The organism is Arthrobacter sp. SO3 (assembly GCF_020532825.1).
GTDB lineage: Bacteria > Actinomycetota > Actinomycetes > Actinomycetales > Micrococcaceae > Arthrobacter.
The window spans coordinates 7,735-24,389 of record NZ_MQTS01000114.1 but is presented as its reverse complement, the minus strand read 5'-3'; the positions used below and the strand labels follow the sequence as shown (position 1 = coordinate 24,389).

Genomic DNA, 16,655 nt, shown 5'->3' with positions numbered 1-16,655 from the left:
TGAACCCCATGACTGAATACCGCCGCGTAGGAAATTCCGGACTGACCGTCTCCGTCGTAGGACTTGGCTGCAACAACCTGGGCCGATCCAGCACGGCGACCGAGTCGCAGCAGGGGACCGACGCCGTCGTGCATGCGGCCCTGGACGCCGGAATCACGTTCTTCGACGTCGCCGACAGCTACGGCCGGGAGCCGGGCCTCAGCGAGACAATGCTGGGCAAGGCTTTGCAGGGCCGCCGCGACGACGCCGTCGTCGCCACGAAATTCGGCATGGACATGAGCGGGACCAACGGCAACGATTTCGGGGCCCGCGGCTCCCGCCGCTACATCATCAAGGCCGCCGAAGCCTCGCTGCGCCGCCTCGGGACAGACTGGATCGACCTCTACCAGTTCCACACCCCCGACCCGCTGACCCCGATCGAGGAGACGCTCGCCGCCCTCGACGAACTCGTCACCAGCGGCAAGGTCCGCTACATCGGCCACTCCAACCGCGCCGGCTGGCAGATCGCCGAGGCCGAATTCGTGGCCCGCGCCCGCGGGGGAGCACGCTTCATCTCCAGCCAGAACCACTACAACCTGCTGGACCGCCGGGCCGAGCTCGAGGTCACGCCCGCCGCCGAAGCCTACGGCCTGGGTGTCCTGCCGTACTTCCCGCTCGCCAACGGGCTGCTGACCGGCAAGTACGCCCGGGACACCGCTCCCGAGGGCTCGCGCCTCAGCCACACCCGCACCAACCTCGTGCACGACGCCGACTGGGAACAGCTCGGTGCCTTCAGCGCCTTCGCCGCCGAACGGGGCCTGACCGAGATTCAGGTGGCATTCTCCTGGCTCGCGGCCCAGCCCTCGGTCAGCAGTGTCATTGCCGGCGCCACGCGGCCCGAGCAGGTCCGGCAGAACGCCGCCGCCGTGGCCTGGATCCCCAGCGCCGCGGAACTTGCCGAACTCAATGACCTCTTCCCGCGCACACCGAAGGTCGCATTGTTCTAGATGGACCTTCCTGAGGCGGCCGGCCCGGCGCAGACCGTGCTGATGGACGTCGACACCGGGATCGACGACGCCCTGGCGCTCGTCTACCTGCTGTCCCGGCCGGAGGTCCACGTCCAGGCAATCACCTGCACGGCCGGCAATGTTGGTGCCCGCCAGGTCGCGCTCAACAACCTGGCGCTGCTTCAGCTGTGCGGGCGGCAGGGCGTCGAAGTGGCGGTCGGCGCCGAGGTGCCGCTGGAAATCCCGCTGGTTACCACCGAGGAGACGCACGGGCCGCAGGGGATCGGCTACGCCGAACTTCCGGCGCCCGCGCAGCGGATCTCGCCGCGCCACGCCGTCGACGTCTGGGTGGAGGAAGTCCGGGCGCACCCGGGGAAGATCACCGGGCTGATCACCGGCCCGCTGACCAACTTCGCCCTCGCGCTGCGCCGCGAACCGGAACTGCCGCGGCTGCTCAAGGGCCTCGTCATCATGGGAGGCAGCTTCTACTACCAGGGCAACACCACGCCGACGGCGGAATGGAACGTCTCGGTGGACCCGCACGCGGCCAAGGAGGTCTTCGCCGCGTACCGCGGACTGCCGGAGGACAAGCTGCCCCTGGTGTGCGCGCTGGAAACGACGGAGCGGATTGAAATGTTGCCCGGACACCTCCGGCGCCTCGGCGAGGCCGCCGGAGCCGGGCCGGAACTGGTCCTCCCCGAGCAGCCGGAGGGCCTGCGCAGCAACTCAGCGAACCCGCTCGTGGCCTGCCTGTCCGATGCGATCCGGTTCTACATGGAGTTCCACCGGCTCTACGAGCAGGGCTATGTGGCACACATGCACGACGCCTTCGCAGCCTGCGCCGCCATCGGACGCACCCCGTTCACCGCCCGGCTGGCCACCGTCGACGTCGAAACCGGCTCGCCCTTGTTGATCGGCACCACCGTCGCGGACTTCCGCGGCCTCTGGGGACTGCCGCCCAACGCCCGGATCGTCTCCTCCAACGACCCCGAGCGGTGCTTCACGGAGCTGATTTCCTCGGTCGGGGCGCTGGCGCGGCGAATCACGTCCGCAGGGCCCCCCGCCACTGGTTAGGATGGTAGCTGCGCCGAGGTGACATAGGCGGATGTTGCAGCCCCCACCGAAGGACCATCCCCATGTCACAGCAGTCCCTGACCCTCCCCGCCACCGGCCCAGGGTCCGGCGCCGGCTCCGCCAAGGCGCGGCGCATCCGCCGCGTGCTCGAACTCGCCGGTGCCGCCGCGATCGCAGGCACCTACGTCTTTCTTGTCCTGACCCAGCCGGCGGACATTGCCAATGGCCCGGCCAGCTTCTCCGCGCTCGTGGCACTCGGCGGGTTCTTCCTCGGCGCCGTACTGCTGATCGCCGCGGCGCTCCCGGTCCTCCCCACGTCCACGCTGGTGCTGATGCCGGTGGCCCTGGTCCTGAATGTGGTCCTGGGCCAACTCATGGGCAGCACCGGTCTGCCGTTCTACTTCGATGCCATCGGCACGGTGCTGATCGCGGTGCTCGCCGGGCCGGCCGCGGGAGCCGCGACGGGCGCGCTCAGCAGCATCGTATGGTCCTTCTTCAACCCGACCGTGCTGCCCTTCGCCGCCGGCGCGGCACTGATCGGATTCCTGGCGGGCCTGGCCGCCCGCAGCGGGCTGTTCCGCCGCTTCTACCTGGCACCCGTGGCTGGCTTCGTCACCGGCATCCTCGCCGGCGTCGTCTCCGCCCCGATCGCCGCCTTCGTTTTTGGCGGCACTGCGGGCCTGGGCACGGGAGCGCTCGTCAGCGCCTTCCGCGCCATGGGCGACACCCTGCTCGCAGCCATCACCAAGCAGGCGCTGGTCTCGGACCCGATGGACAAGGCCATCGTCTTCGCCATCGCAGCGATGCTGGTCTACGCGCTGCCGCGCCGCACCACCGTCCAGTTCCCGTTCGTCCGGCGCTTCCGGGTGCTCGCCGGCACGGCTCCGGAAACGCCCGAAGCCTGAAGCGGAACCCTACTCGAATGCCCTCCACCCTCCCCCCGCTGACGTCGCTGACGGCGGCGGGCTGCACCGCCGTGATTACGACGGCGGCAGGCACCTGGCCGCTGTCCCTCGCGGTCGGCCTCGCGGCGGCCGTGCTGGCCGTGCGCGCCGGCGTCGGCCGCCGTGTCCTGGCGGCGGCTGCGGCGGTCCTGCTCCCGCTGGGGTTGTCGCTGCTGATGCTGCATGGGCTTTTCTTCCCGGAGGGCCGCACCGTCCTGGCCGTCTGGGGCCCGGCGCGCGTCACGGCCGAAGGGCTCACCTTCGCCCTCGAGTCGGGTACCCGCACGGGCGCCTGCGTTATGGTGCTGCTGCTCTTCTCCTTCACCGTGAGCGCCCCCGACCTCGTGGCGGCGCTGGCCGGACGGGGGCTGCCGCCGCAGTTCGGCTTCGTCCTGGCCTCCGCGCTCACCCTCCTGCCGGCCATGGCCGGCAGGCTGGACAACATCAGGGCAGCACAGGAGGCCCGCGGGCTGGTGCTCCGCGGCGGGATGCTGTCCCGGCTCGTCGGGGTGCGGCTGCAGATGGTCCCCCTGGTGCTGGGCCTCATTGAGGACTCCGGGAGCCGGGCCCAGGCCCTGGAAGCACGCGGCTTCGGCGGCCCGGGCCCCCGGACCAGCTACCGCGAGGTCGCCGACCCTCCCGCCGGGCGCCGGTTCCGGACCGCGCTGCTGCTGTTCGCCGCCGCAGCCGTGGCCCTTCGCCTCGCGGCCTCCTGGCCGGTTGCGGGTCCATCGTGACCACTGCTGATCCCGCCGGCACGATGGCTGGCGCCATCCTTGCCGCACGGATCTGCAGCTTCAACTTCCACGGCGAGAGGGCCCCCGCGCTGCGCGACGTGGATTTCAGCGCGCGTCCGGGAACTGTCACGGCGGTCCTGGGCGGTTCCGGCAGCGGAAAAACCACCCTGGGCAAGCTGCTGGCCGGCTGGCTCCGGCCCGGACCGGCCGGACGGCTCAGGGGTTCGCTCGCATTGGCCGGGGAACTGCTGGAGTTCCAGGGCGGCGAGGACGATCCCCGGATCAACCCCGCCGCCTGGTCGGACCGGGTGGGCTACGTCCCCCAGGAGGCGGCCGCCATGCTCTCCACGGTCCGCTCCACCGTCGCCGAGGAACTTGCCTTCGGCCTGGAAAACCGCGGGACCCCCAGGGCCAGGATGCTCCGCGAAGTGGCCGGCATTGCGGAACTGACCGGCCTCACGGCGCTCCTGGGCCGGGATCCCGCCACCCTGTCCGGCGGTGAACTGCGCCGGCTGGCCATGGCCTGCGCCGTCATCACCGGACCCGGGGTGTTGGTTCTTGACGAACCCCTGGCCTCCCTGGACGCCGCGGGTGTCATCCAGGTCCGGGATCTGATCTGCCGGCTCACCGGCGCGGGGACCGCCGTCGTGGTGCTGAGCCAGGCAGCCGACGGCCTCGCACGCTCTGCCGCGCACTGGATCATCCTCGACGGCGGCACCGCCACCGCCACCGGCACGCCCCGGAAGCTGATCCGGTCAGCGGAACTCGCCCGGACCGGGACGGTGCTGCCCGCGGTCACCTGCACCGTGCCCGCAGTCCGGGCCCAGAGCCCGGTGCCGGACACCGAGCCGGTGCTGGAGCTGGAGGGCGTCGGTTTTGGCTTCCCCGGGGCAGGCGGAGCCGTTCATGAGCCGCTGCTGCGGAATCTGGGACTCACGGTGCGGCCGGGGGAGATCGTGGCCGTCACCGGCAGGAACGGGGCCGGCAAATCAACGCTGCTGCGCCATTTCAATGGACTGCTCCGTCCGGACACGGGGACGGTGCGGGTCGCCGGACAAAGCTTCGCCGGTCTCCCGGCCGGCAGGGCGGCCGCTTCGGTGGGGCTGCTCTTCCAGCACCCCCGCGACCAGCTGTTCGAGCGGACCGTGCTGCGTGAGGTCAGCTTCGGTTTGCGGCGGCTGCACGGCAGGGAAGCCGGCTCCCGGGCCCACGAGGCGCTGGAGACCGTGGGACTGTCCCGGGACGCCGCCACCCACCCGGCCGAACTGCCCGCCTCGAAGCAGCGGCTACTCGCCCTCGCCACCGTCCTGGCCCGCAGGCCGGCCGTGCTCGCCCTGGACGAGCCCACCGTGGGACTGGACCGGCATGGCCTCGGGCGGCTGGACCACGCCGTGTCCGCCGCGGCGGCGCGGGGCGCCGCCGTCGTCCTGGTCACCCATGATGCCGCCTATGCCCGGGCCGCGGCGCACCGGGTCCTCGAGCTCGACGGCGGGTGCCTGCGGGACGCCTGACGGGCAGGGGGCCTGGGACCCTACCCGGGGAGCCGCCGGGTGGCCGGGCATGGGCTATCGTCACTAAAGCAGACACCGCCGCAATTACCGGGGTTCCGGCCGTCCTGACGATTTCCTCCGGGATCTGGCTGGTGGTCGGGGCAGTCGGCACTGTCCGGTCCCGGATGGGGCTGCTCATGGTCATGGCATTCGGCGGGATGGTGGCGCCGGAGACGTACTTCCCGGCACTGGCGCTCTGGCTGGCCGGTGGCGCCTTGTCTGTGGCGGGCCTTGTGTTCGCTGTGCTCCTAAGACGGGGGCGGCGGGCGGCACGAATTGTCCTGTCGGTGTACGCGGTAATCTTTCCGGCATACCTTTATTACCCCTACTTCCTCGGCGGCCCGTCGGCGGTCGAGGTGCCATGGCGGGAGGCGCTGATCTCTGCCCTCGGCGCGGTGGTTGTCGTTGCGGTGCTCGCCACGGTGTTCATGTGGCTGCCGCCGGCCAACGCGTATTTCGCCAACCGCCGCGGTACTCGTCTGGCTTCCCCCGGGCCGGCGATACTTCCGCCGCGGCGCCGAGGTCCATCCGGCCGGCACCACCGGACCCTGACACGCACAGTCGGATCCTGACCCGCATATTCGGATCCCGACACATGCCACGGGGTCCTGACACGGCGGCGCCGCCGCCCGCACCCTGGTTCAGGTGCGGACAGCGGCGCAGTTGTCGGTGCGGGCGCGGATCAGGCGGCCGGTTCCGATGCGACGCCGGGCGCCAGGAACTTCCTGCCGTTGACGCGTTCGGAGGCGCCCACCCGGTCAAGGTACGGGGTGATGCCGCCGAGGAACATCGGCCACCGCGCGCCGAGGATCATGCAGAGGTCAATATCCTCGGGGCCAGCCACCACGCCTTCGTCCAGCATGAGCCCGATTTCCTCGGCGAGGGCGTCCTGGGTACGGCGCAGCACCTCCTCGCCGGTGGAGGGCGTGTTGCCGAAGGACATCAGCGCCAGCGTCTCGGCGGGGATGAACGGCTTGCCGTCCGGACCCTGCTCCGGAGTCCCGTTTTGCGCGGCCCAGATGGACTTCACCCCGTTGTCGATCAGCTTCTGCAGGTTCTCCGAGACGGTGAAGCGGTCGGGGAACGCCGCGTGCAGGGATTCCTGGACGTGCTGGGCAACGGGCAGCCCCACCATGGCGCCGAGGACGAAAGGTGTCATCGGCAGGCCCATCGGGCGCAGCGCGTTGTCCGCGACGTCGGCCGGGGTGCCCTCATCGAACGCGGCCGTCACTTCGCCCATGAGGCGCAGCAGGAGGCGGTTGACCACAAACGCCGGGGCGTCCTTGACGAGCACGGCGGACTTCTTGAGCCCCTTGGCGAGTTCGAACGCGGTGGCGAGCACCGCGTCGTCGGTCTTCGGCGCGCGGACGATCTCCAGCAGCGGCATCACGGCGACGGGGTTGAAGAAATGGAAGCCGATCAGACGCTCCGGGTGTTCCAGGTCCTCAGCCATGGCGGTGACGGACAGCGAGGAGGTGTTGGTCGCGAGGATGCACTCGGGTGAAACGATGGCCTCGACCTCCTTGAAGACCTGCTTCTTGACGTTGAGCTCCTCGAAGACCGCCTCGATGACGAAGTCGGCGTCGGCGAAGGCCTCCTTCGACACCGATCCGGTGACGAGCGCCCGGGTCCGGTTGGCGGCGTCGGGGCTGATCCGGCCCTTCTGCAGCAGCTTGTCCACTTCGGCGTGCACGTAGCCCACCCCCTTGTCCACGCGGGTCTGGTCGATGTCCGTCATGACCACGGGCACCTTGAGCTGGCGGGCGAAGAGCAGCGCGAGCTGGCCCGCCATCAGGCCGGCGCCGACGACGCCGATCTTGGTCACCGGACGGGCGAGCTTGCGGTCGGGGGCGCCGGCGGGGCGCTTGGACCGGCGCTGCACGAGGTCCAGGAAGGCGTAGACGGTGGAGCGGAATTCATCGGTCTGCATCAGGTCCGCGAGGGTTTCGCATTCCAGTTCCGCGGACTGGGCCTGTGTCAGCGTCCGGTTTGCTTCCATCACCTCGAGGACTCTGGCCGGCGCCGGGGAGGCGTTGGAGGTCCGGGCCTCCACGAGCGACCGTCCGGCGGCGATGGCGCCGGCCCAGCGGTCAGCGACCTCCGGGGCGGCAGGATCGACGGCGTTGGCACGCTCCGGGGTCACGGTGCCGGCGATGACCTGCGCGGCCCAGGCGACGGACTGCTCCACGAAGTCGGCCGGCTCGAACAGGGCGTCCGCGACACCGAGCTTGAAGGCCTGTGGCCCGGTGAGGGTGCGGTTGTTGCTGAGCGGGTTCTCGATCATCACCTTGACGGCGTTTTCCGGGCCGATCAGCCGCGGCAGGATGTACACGCCGCCCCAGCCCGGGATGAGGCCGATGAACGCCTCGGGCAGGGCCAGCGCGCCGGCGCCGGTGGACACCGTGCGGTAAGTGGACTGCAGGGCGATCTCCAGCCCGCCGCCCAGGGCCACTCCGTTGATGAAGGCGAAGCTGGGGACTCCCAGGTCCGCCAGGGTGCCATAGACGTCGTGGCCGAGCTGGGCCATCCAGAGCCCGTGTTCCCGGCCGGTGATGGACTTCACCGTGGACAGGTCGGCGCCGGCGACGAGGAAGTAGGGCTTCCCGGTGACGCCCACGCCCACGATCTCGCCGCGGGCGGCGCGCTCCTTGAGTCCTTCCATGACGGTGCCGAGCTCGACCAGGGTGTTCGGACCCAGGGTGGTGGGCTTGGAGTGGTCCAGGCCGTTATCCAGCGTGACCAGGGCGAAGGTGCCGGGGCTCCGGCCGTCAACGGCCGGCAACTCAATGTCCTGGACGTAGGAGTGGGTGACGGTCTCGTTCGGGAAGAGGTCGGCAGGCTTGCGGAAATCTGCGGCGCTCATGCTGCGGCTCCAGTCTCGGTGGTGGTGGGGGCAGTGCCAGTGGCGGGGGCCTGATGGAGGCCAAGGCTGTAGTCGGCGTGGTGCGGGTTTTCCCAGATCACGGTGGCGCCCATGCCCAGGCCGATGCACATCGTCGTCATACCGAAGCGGACCGTGGGGTCCTCCTCGAACTGGCGGGCCAGCTGGTTCATCAGCCGCACGCCGGAGGATGCGAGGGGATGCCCGACGGCGATCGCCCCGCCATAGCGGTTGACGCGCGGGTCGTCATCCGCGATGCCGAAATGGTCCAGGAAGCTGAGCACCTGGACGGCGAAGGCCTCGTTGATTTCGAACAGTCCGATGTCCGCGATGCCCAGCCCGGCGTTCTTGAGGGCCTTTTCGGTGGCCGGAACCGGGCCGATGCCCATGACTTCCGGTTCGACGCCGGCGAAGGCGTAACTGACCAGGCGCATCTTCACCGGAAGGCCAAGTTCCTCGGCGGCGTCGGCGGAGGCCAGCAGGGCGGCGGTGGCGCCGTCGTTGAGGCCGGCGGCGTTTCCTGCCGTCACCCGGCCGTGGGCGCGGAACGGGGTCTTTAGCGCGGCGAGGTCTTCCACCGAGGTGCCCGGGCGCGGCGGCTCATCCACCGTGTTCACGGTCCAGCCCTGGCCCGGCTTCATCGTGGCGACGGGCACCAGATCCGGCTGGATCTGGCCCTGGGCGTAGGCCGCGGCCAGCTTGTCCTGGGAGGCGACGGCGTACGCGTCGGTCCGCGACTTGGTGATGGCCGGGAAGCGGTCGTGCAGGTTTTCTGCGGTGTTGCCCATGTTCAGGGCGGCCGGGTCCACGATCCGTTCGGACATGAAGCGCGGGTTGGGGTCCGCGCCGGCGCCCATCGGATGGTTGCCCATGTGCTCCACACCGCCGGCGATCACGACGTCATAGGCGCCGAAGCCGATGCCGCTTGCCGTGGTGGTTACCGCCGTCATGGCGCCGGCGCACATCCGGTCGATCGCAAAGCCGGGCACGGTCCGCGGCAGGCCGGCCAGCAGGGCGGCGGTGCGGCCGATGGTCAGGCCCTGGTCGCCGGTTTGGGTCGTCGCCGCGATGGCGACTTCGTCGATCCGTTCGGCCGGCAGGGACGGGTTGCGGCGCATCAGTTCGCGGATGCATTTGACGACGAGGTCATCGGCGCGTGTGCCGGCGTAGATGCCCTTCTCGCCGGCCCGGCCGAAGGGGGTGCGGACGCCGTCGACGAAGACGACCTCGCGGATGGCACGGGGATTCGCGCTGCTGCGTTGTCCGCTGCTGTGTTCTTCGCTGGGGCGGGGCTGGCTCACGTGTTACTCCTCATCGAGACATGGGTGCCGGATCCGTGCCCCGGGCGCATAGCGTCAGGGGCAGCAGGCTTCCGGGCGACATCAGACAACATGTTACTCGCCAGTAACATAGCTGGCAAGGAGTCGGGTGGCGCGCCGCCGGAAGTTCCGCGAGCTGGAACTGGAGCTGGGGCCTGGAGCTTGGCCTGGAACTGCCCGGCTTAGTGCGCCGTGTCCGGCGCAGCCGCGGCTGTCGCGTCTGCCGCTGTGGCGGCGGCAGCTGCGACAGGCACCGCTTTGGCCTCCTTGGCGGGCAGTGGCTGCGGGTTCAGGATCGCTTCGGCGATCAGCGGCGCGACGAGTTCAATCTGCCACTGGCGGGCCCCCAGGTTCGCCAGCTCCTCCGCGATGCCTTCCTCGCTGGGCTCCAGCGGCGGACGCCAGGAGACGCGGCGAAGGTAGTCCGGCGTGAGCAGGTTCTCCACCGGCATGTTCAGTTCCTCGGCCTTGGCCTGCAGCAGTGGCCGGGCGGTGGCGAGCCGGGCGGCGGCCTCCGGGTCCCGGTCGGCCCACACGCGCGGTGGCGGGGGAGCGTTGGTGGGCAGGTGCAGGGGCGGGAGTTCTTCGAGGGTCCGGGCCGTGCTGATGCAGCGCAGCCACCGCGGCGCCTCACGTTGGGCTGCGCGGCCGTGGAAGCCCTTAGTGCCGAGCAGCTGCGGCACGGTGGTGGGCATGGCCTTGGCGGCGGCGACCAGGGCGGAGTCGGGGATCAGCCGTCCGGGTGCGACGTCGCGCTTCTGCGCCAGTGAGTCGCGCTCGAGCCACAGTTCGCGGACCGCCGCCAGCTGCCGGCGGTCGCGGATCTGGTGCAACCCGGAGGTTTTGCGCCACGGGTCCACGCGGGGAGGGGCCTGGCCGGCCTCGAGGATGGCGGCGAATTCCTGTTCGGCGTAGTCCAGCTTGCCGTCGGCCACGAGGAGCTCGATGAGTTCCTCGCGCAGTTCGGTGAGGACCTCGACGTCGAGGGCCGCGTAGCGCAGCCAGGGTTCCGGCAGCGGCCGGGTGGACCAGTCGGCGGCGGAGTGTTCCTTCGCGAGGCCAAAGCCCAGCAGTTGTTCGATCACCGCGGCGAGTCCGACGCGGGGAAGCCCGGCGAGGCGGGCGGCGAGCTCGGTGTCAAAGAGTTTGTCCGGCCACATGCCGAGTTCGGACAGGCAGGGCAGGTCCTGGCTGGCGGCGTGCAGGATCCATTCGACACCGCGCAGGGCGTCGTTGACGATGCCGAGGTTTTCGAAGGGTTCCGGGTCGATCAGCCAAGTGCCGGAGCCTTCGCGGCGGATCTGGACCAGGAAGGCGCGCTGGCCGTAGCGGAAACCGGAAGCGCGTTCTGCGTCCACGCCCGCGGGGCCGTGGCCTGCGGCGAGGGCCGCGGCGCAGCGTTCCAGCCCGGACTGGGTTTCAATGACGAGCGGCACGCCGTCGCGGGGGGCATCGAGGTCGATGACCTCGGGGACCAGGCTGTCGAAGCCGTCCACCGCGATGTGGGCTGTCGTGTCAGCGGCCTCTGTTTTGCCTTGCACGGCTTTGCTTTGCACGGCGCCGGCCGTGGTGATTTCCGGAATATGAGGGGTCATGATGACTTCAGTTTAGCGACAACACGGGGCTGGGGGCCGCGCCTTCGCCAAAACGGGGCGGATTTTCCCGGCGTGCGGATTCCAACTCAGCCCTGTCCCCGGCGCCAGCGCGGCAGCGGCGTGACGCCTTCGGGCAGCGGGGGAAGGCCGGCAAAGGTGCAGACCATGTCCGACCACGCCTCGAGGTGGGAGGTGATGTCGGGGGTGGCCGGCGTCCAGGAGGCCCGGAGCTCGATGTCGATCGAGTCGGGCCGGTCTGCGAGGGTTCCGAAGCTTTCGGAAAGCACCCTCGTCGCGGTGCCCCCGGCCGAGCGGTACGGCGCGGCGTGGCTTTCGAGGGCTTCGACGAGCCACGCCCAGGCGACGGTGCCGAGCATTTCGTCGTTGCCCATTTCCGGTTCCAGCTGGGCGCGGATGTAGGTGACAATCCGGAATTCGCCCTCCCAGACCGCGGAGCCGTCGGGATCGTGCAGCAGGATAAAGCGGCCGGTGGCCAGCTCGACGTCGTCGCTTCCGGAAGCGCGTGCGAGGGCCGCGGCCGCCGGGCCGTGGACCGCACCGGAGGGTGTTGGTTCGCCGGGGGCGACGACTTCGGCCCCGAGGGCGACGGCAAACGGTGCCAGCCGTGCGGGTGCCGGAATCTCCTCCAGGCGCAGTTCACTGCGGGTTCGTGCTTGCCGAAGGGTTCCCAAGGCAAAGAGAAAATCTGCCGGAACCTGATCGAGTGCGTTCACAATGGAAGATTATGCAAGGGGTGCTCCCAAGCCCGGCAGGCTCGCCGCCGCTGTCCGGTCCGGCTTTCGCCGGGCAACGACGGCGGCTGTCCTGCCGCCCGGCTCAGCCGGCGGCGAGCTCTCGCTTGATGGCGGCGATGAAGGTATCAACGTCGTCCTCGGTGGTGTCGAAGGAGCACATCCAACGGACCTCGCGGGCCGCCTCGTTCCAGTCGTAGAACCGGAACGACTCGCGCAGCCGGTCCGCCACGCCGGCCGGCAGGACCGCGAACACGCCGTTGGACTCGGTCTTCTGGCTCAGCTCGACGCCGGGGATGGACTCGACGCCGGCACGGAGCCGGGCCGCCATGGCGTTGGCGTGCGAGGCGGAGCGCAGCCAGAGGTCGCCCTCGAGCAGGGCGATGAACTGGGCGGACATGAACCGCATCTTGGAGGCCAGCTGCATGTTCATCTTCCGCAGGTAGATGAGCCCCTGGGCCGCACCCGGGTTCAGGGCGACAACGACCTCGCCGAAGAGCAGCCCGTTCTTCGTGCCGCCGAAGGAGAGGATGTCCACGCCGGCGTCGCGGGTGAAGGCCCGCAGCGGCACGTTCAGGTGGGCGGCGGCATTGGCCAGCCGGGCGCCGTCCATGTGCAGCTTCATGCCCTTGGAATGGACATGCTCGGCGATGGCCCGGACCTCGTCGGGGGTGTAGCAGGTGCCGAGCTCGGTGGTCTGGGTGATGGACACGGCCAGCGGCTGGGCCCGGTGCTCGTCGCCCCAGCCCCAGGCTTCCCTGTCGATCAGCTCGGGGGTGAGCTTGCCGTCTTCCGTGGGCACCTGGAGCAGCTTGATGCCGCCGATCCGCTCCGGTGCTCCGTTCTCGTCCATGTTGATGTGGGCGGTCGAGGCGCAGACCACGGCACCCCAGCGCGGCAGCAGGGACTGCAGCGAGAGTACATTGGCGCCGGTGCCGTTGAAGACCGGGAAGCATTCAATCCCCTCGCCGAAGTGCTGCTCCATCAGCTGCTGCAGCCGGGCGGTGTACTCGTCCTCGCCGTAGGAAACCTGGTGGCCCCCGTTGGCGGCGGCCAGGGCTGCCAGCACCTCGGGGTGGACGCCCGAGTAGTTGTCGGAGGCGAAGCCGCGTACCGAGGGGTCGTGGAGCCGCACCGCAGTGCTGGCAGGGGCAGTTTCAACTGTGCTTGTCATCGATTTGCTCACGCTTTCAGTCTAAGGAGGTCCGGGGCCAGGTTCATCCTGGACTCAGTGCCGGGACCCGGCGCCCAGCAGCAGCCGCTGGCCGTTGAGGTCCGCGGCGGGGGAGGTGAAGAGTCCGACGGCGGCAGCGGCCAGTTCCTCCACGTCCGTGAATCCGGGGAAGGCGCGGTCCGGGGACTTCGCCCGCATGGCCGCGTCCACGAGGGCCTTCACCACGAAGACCACGGCGGCGCTGCGCTGTTCAGCGGCACTGTCCTGTTCGGACGGGGCTTGCTTCCGGCCCGACTGGGCGCGGTGGAAGCCGTCGGCGACGGCCAGGGTCCACGCTTCGGCCGCGGCCTTGGCGGCCACATAGCTGGCTCCGCCCGCCGTCGGCTTGGCCACGGCGGTGGAGGAGACCATGGCGAATCGCCCGGTGTCCGAGGCGGCGAGGTCGTCGTAGAAGACCCGGGTGACGTTCCGCAGCGTCGTGATGGCGCCGCGTTCCAGGAACTCCCAGTCCTCGTCGCTTTGGTCCGTGATGCCCTTGGCGCCGCGCCAGCCGCCGACCAGGTGGATGACGCCGTCGACGGCCCCGCTTGTCTGGTCCCCTGTTTCGGCGAGCAGGGCGTGGATGGTGGCGTGCAGTGCCCGGACGGCGGCCAGGTCCGCGAGGTCGCAGACAAGCGGCGTAACGCCGGTGCCGGCTTCCGCGGCGGCCGCCTGGATCCGGGGCCCGTCGGAGCCGACCGTGAAGACCTTATGCCCGGCGTTGTGCAGGGCACGGGCGGCGGCGATCCCCGAGGGGCCGCTGCCGCCCGTGACCACCACGTTCAGGGTGCGTCCGGTGCTCATCCGGCGTTCATGGCAGTGTTTGCCGTGCCGGCTGCCCTGCCGGCGGAGGGGCCGTTCTCAGACGTCCCGGTGATGCCGGCGGTGGATTCGATCACGGGGCGCATCTTCTTTTCGAGGGCCTCGTAGAACATGGACAGCGGGAATTCGTCGTCGAGGACCTGGTCGGTGAGGCCGCGCGGCGGCCCGGCCAGCGGCAGCGCGTCCGGTCCCTTGGCCCAGACGGACGCCGGGTTGGGTGTGAGGGTGCCGGAGATCAGCTCGTACGCGGCCAGCCAGTGGGCCATCTTCGGGCGGTCGATCGAGCGCCAGTAGAGTTCCTCGATCTTTGCGCCGAGGTCAACCACGACGTCGGCGGCTTCGTCCCAGTCGATGCTGAGCTTGCTGTCGGTCCAGTGCAGGACGTGGTGCTGGTGCATCCAGGCGAAGAGCAGCTGGCCGCCGAGGCCGTCGTAGTTGCGGATGCGGCTGCCGGTGATGGCGAAGCGGAAGATCCGGTCGAAGATGACGGCGTACTGGACCAGTTTGGCGTGCCGGCGCGCCTCCTCGTCGGCTTCCTCGTCCTTTTCGATCTTCACGGCTTCGCGGAACGCGGTCAGGTCGCAGCGGAGTTCCTCGAGGGAGTAGAGGAAGTACGGCATGCGCTGCTTGATCATGAACGGGTCGAATGGCAGGTCCCCGCGCATGTGGGTGCGGTCGTGGATGAGGTCCCACATGACGAAGGTTTCCTGCGTCAGCTCCTGGTCTTCCAGCAGGGCCGCGGCGTCTTCGGGCAGCTGCAGCGAGGTGATGTCCGCGGCGGCCCGCAGCACACGGCGGAAGCGGGCTGCCTCGCGGTCGGCGAAGATGGCGCCCCAGGTGAAGGTGGGGGTTTCGCGCACGGCGACGGTCTCCGGGAACAGCACCGCGGAGTTGGTGTTGTAGCCGGGGGTGAAGTCGAGGAAGCGGATCGGGACGAAGAGCCTGTTGGAGTATTCGCCCTGCTCCAGGCCGGCGATGAACTCGGGCCAGATGACTTCGATCAGCACGGCTTCGACCAGGCGGTTGCTGCTGCCGTTTTGCGTGTACATCGGGAAGACCACAAGGTGCTGCAGGCCGTTCACCCGGTGCTGCTGCGGCTGGAACGCCTGCAGGGAGTCCAGGAAGTCGGGTACGCCGAAGCCGCCGTCGGCCCAGCGGCCGAAGTCGGTGACCAGCAGTTCGAGGTAGCCGGCGTCGTGCGGGAGGGCCGGGGCGAGGGCGCTGATGGAGTCGGTGATGGTGCGGACATACCCGGCGGCGGCCTCGTGGCTGGCTGCCTCCGGGACGGAGCCGTCCTGGACCTGGAGGCCCTGCAGCGCGGTGGCGGCAGCCTTGAGCTGCAGCCACTCGGGGGAGCTGGCGGAGATCGGGGCAGTGGTGGTGATAGCGGTGGTAGTCATCGTCAGCGGGCGCCTTTCTGTTTGCTGGGAGCGTCGCTCTTCAGCTTCTATGCCGAGCGTAGCAAGCAAACAGGAGCTCTAATGCAAAATTGGCTTGAGCATAAGAAACTCTGAGGCAAGTGGTGGGCGCAGCCCCTTCCAGGTCCAGCAGGCGCATGGCTTCCGCCGGAACGGCACAGGACTCCGGTCCGGTGCCGCTGCTGCGGCGCCGGACCGGAGTCCTGTATGGACCTGCATCGAACAGGCCGGGCGGCGGACTATTGTCCGGCGTCGTCCGCCGAAACCAGCTTCAGTGAGACGGAGTTGATGCAATAACGCTGGTCGGTCGGGGTTCCGTAGCCCTCACCCTCGAACACATGGCCAAGGTGGGAATCACAGTTGCCGCAGCGGACTTCGACGCGTTCCATGCCCAGGGCCCGGTCGTGGATGTACCGGACGTTGCCTTCCGCGAGCGGGGCCCAAAACGACGGCCAGCCGCAGTGCGAGTCGAACTTTTCCTGGCTCGTGAAGAGCTCGGTGCCGCAGGCACGGCACTGGTATACACCGGTGGTGTGGGTGTCCCAGTATTCGCCGGTGTAGGGTCGCTCGGTTCCGGCCTGGCGCAGCACCCGGTATTCTTCCGGCGTCAGTTCCTGGCGCCACTGCTCGTCGGTCTTCGCGACGGGCGGTTTTCCGGCCCCTTGCGAGACGTTTTCGGCGCCGGCGGCGGGTGCGTCTTCGGCCGCCTGAGCCGTGACGGGAGTGACTTTTGGCCTGTTACTAAAGATGCTCATAGCTTGGATAACGCTCAGGAGTCCCCGATAAATCCCGATCCGGCGTACAGATGCAGGACCGGCAGGCCCAGCTTGTCCTGCGCCTTGGTGGCCCAGTCCGTATGGAAAGTGTCTGCGACCGCGTGCGGGCGGGTGATCACCACGGCCTGCCCGGCACCGAGTTCCTTGACCCGGGCGACCATTCCGTCGACGGCGCCGCCCTCGACGATTTCTCCGGTGACGCCGCTGCCGAGTCCGGCCAGCGCGGCAAGGGAGGCGGCCAGGGTTTCGGCCGCCTCGGCGCGTTCCCCGGCGGGGTCGGAGTGTGCCGTCAGTTCACGGAAGGCCTTGGAGATTTCCAGCAGGGACAGATTCTCCAGGAAATCCACCAGGAGGTGCCGCTCCGTGCTGGCCGGAACCAGAACCACCAGCGGGGTATCACCCCCGGCAATCAGGGTTTCGATGTTGACGCGGTCGTCCGCGCCGAGGGGCTCTTCTGTCAGGATGACGATTGGATCACTCATGCTCCCCAGCCTAGTCGCGCGCCGGTGCGCCCGCATGGATTGTGGCCCCAAGTGCCCGCCTGTGGCCGGGATGAAGGTTCCGGGGACGGTTCTGCGGCATCCGGTG

General features: G+C 69.5%; 15 protein-coding genes. 6 read left to right on the top strand and 9 right to left on the bottom strand.

Annotated features, from left to right (window positions below):
* Positions 1 to 8: 8 nt before the first annotated feature.
* The 6 genes from BJQ90_RS11725 (at position 9) to BJQ90_RS11700 (ending at position 5,863) form a co-directional block, all read left to right on the top strand.
* Positions 9 to 986, top strand: a complete 978-nt coding sequence (locus BJQ90_RS11725) for an aldo/keto reductase (protein ID WP_226760425.1) — start codon at positions 9 to 11, stop codon at positions 984 to 986.
* Positions 987 to 2,060, top strand: coding sequence for a nucleoside hydrolase (locus BJQ90_RS11720; RefSeq protein WP_226760424.1), 1,074 nt, complete (start codon positions 987 to 989; stop codon positions 2,058 to 2,060). It abuts the gene before it with no gap.
* Between the two features lie 62 nt (positions 2,061 to 2,122).
* A complete protein-coding gene (locus BJQ90_RS11715; protein WP_226760423.1) occupies positions 2,123 to 2,965 on the top strand; it encodes an ECF transporter S component in 843 nt (280 codons plus the stop codon).
* Positions 2,966 to 2,982: 17 nt separating this feature from the next.
* Positions 2,983 to 3,741, top strand: coding sequence for an energy-coupling factor transporter transmembrane component T (locus BJQ90_RS11710; protein ID WP_226760422.1), 759 nt, complete (start codon positions 2,983 to 2,985; stop codon positions 3,739 to 3,741).
* Positions 3,738 to 5,252, top strand: coding sequence for an ABC transporter ATP-binding protein (locus tag BJQ90_RS11705; RefSeq protein WP_319004629.1), 1,515 nt, complete (start codon positions 3,738 to 3,740; stop codon positions 5,250 to 5,252). The genes BJQ90_RS11710 and BJQ90_RS11705 overlap by 4 nt, the downstream gene beginning before the upstream one ends.
* A 131-nt stretch (positions 5,253 to 5,383) precedes the next feature.
* On the top strand, positions 5,384 to 5,863 hold the full coding sequence (locus tag BJQ90_RS11700; protein ID WP_226760421.1) for a hypothetical protein: 480 nt from the start codon (positions 5,384 to 5,386) through the stop codon (positions 5,861 to 5,863).
* Positions 5,864 to 5,973: 110 nt separating this feature from the next.
* On the opposite strand, the gene BJQ90_RS11695 is transcribed toward BJQ90_RS11700, so the two are convergent.
* From BJQ90_RS11695 to BJQ90_RS11655, 9 genes are all read right to left on the bottom strand, one after another.
* Positions 5,974 to 8,154: a 3-hydroxyacyl-CoA dehydrogenase NAD-binding domain-containing protein gene (locus tag BJQ90_RS11695; RefSeq protein ID WP_226760420.1), complete on the bottom strand. Its 2,181-nt coding sequence runs from the start codon at positions 8,152 to 8,154 to the stop codon at positions 5,974 to 5,976.
* Complete coding sequence (locus tag BJQ90_RS11690; RefSeq protein WP_226760447.1) at positions 8,151 to 9,407, bottom strand: thiolase family protein; 1,257 nt, start codon at positions 9,405 to 9,407, stop codon at positions 8,151 to 8,153. The genes BJQ90_RS11695 and BJQ90_RS11690 overlap by 4 nt, the downstream gene beginning before the upstream one ends.
* Before the next feature lie 266 nt (positions 9,408 to 9,673).
* Positions 9,674 to 11,086, bottom strand: coding sequence for an HRDC domain-containing protein (locus BJQ90_RS11685; RefSeq protein WP_226760419.1), 1,413 nt, complete (start codon positions 11,084 to 11,086; stop codon positions 9,674 to 9,676).
* Positions 11,087 to 11,172: 86 nt separating this feature from the next.
* A complete protein-coding gene (locus BJQ90_RS11680) occupies positions 11,173 to 11,823 on the bottom strand; it encodes a DUF3000 domain-containing protein (RefSeq protein WP_226760446.1) in 651 nt (216 codons plus the stop codon).
* 100 nt (positions 11,824 to 11,923) lie between these two features.
* Complete coding sequence (locus tag BJQ90_RS11675; RefSeq protein ID WP_226760445.1) at positions 11,924 to 13,012, bottom strand: threonine aldolase family protein; 1,089 nt, start codon at positions 13,010 to 13,012, stop codon at positions 11,924 to 11,926.
* A gap of 54 nt (positions 13,013 to 13,066) precedes the next feature.
* Entirely contained in the window at positions 13,067 to 13,855 is a 789-nt protein-coding gene (locus BJQ90_RS11670; RefSeq protein WP_226760418.1) for an SDR family oxidoreductase, read from the bottom strand.
* Complete coding sequence (locus BJQ90_RS11665; RefSeq protein WP_226760417.1) at positions 13,852 to 15,273, bottom strand: DUF6421 family protein; 1,422 nt, start codon at positions 15,271 to 15,273, stop codon at positions 13,852 to 13,854. Before BJQ90_RS11665 ends, BJQ90_RS11670 begins: the two co-directional genes overlap by 4 nt.
* 257 nt (positions 15,274 to 15,530) lie before the next feature.
* Positions 15,531 to 16,046, bottom strand: a complete 516-nt coding sequence (msrB, locus tag BJQ90_RS11660) for a peptide-methionine (R)-S-oxide reductase MsrB (RefSeq protein ID WP_226760416.1) — start codon at positions 16,044 to 16,046, stop codon at positions 15,531 to 15,533.
* Between the two features lie 14 nt (positions 16,047 to 16,060).
* Positions 16,061 to 16,549, bottom strand: a complete 489-nt coding sequence (locus BJQ90_RS11655) for a hypothetical protein (protein WP_226760415.1) — start codon at positions 16,547 to 16,549, stop codon at positions 16,061 to 16,063.
* Between the last annotated feature and the right edge of the window lie 106 nt (positions 16,550 to 16,655).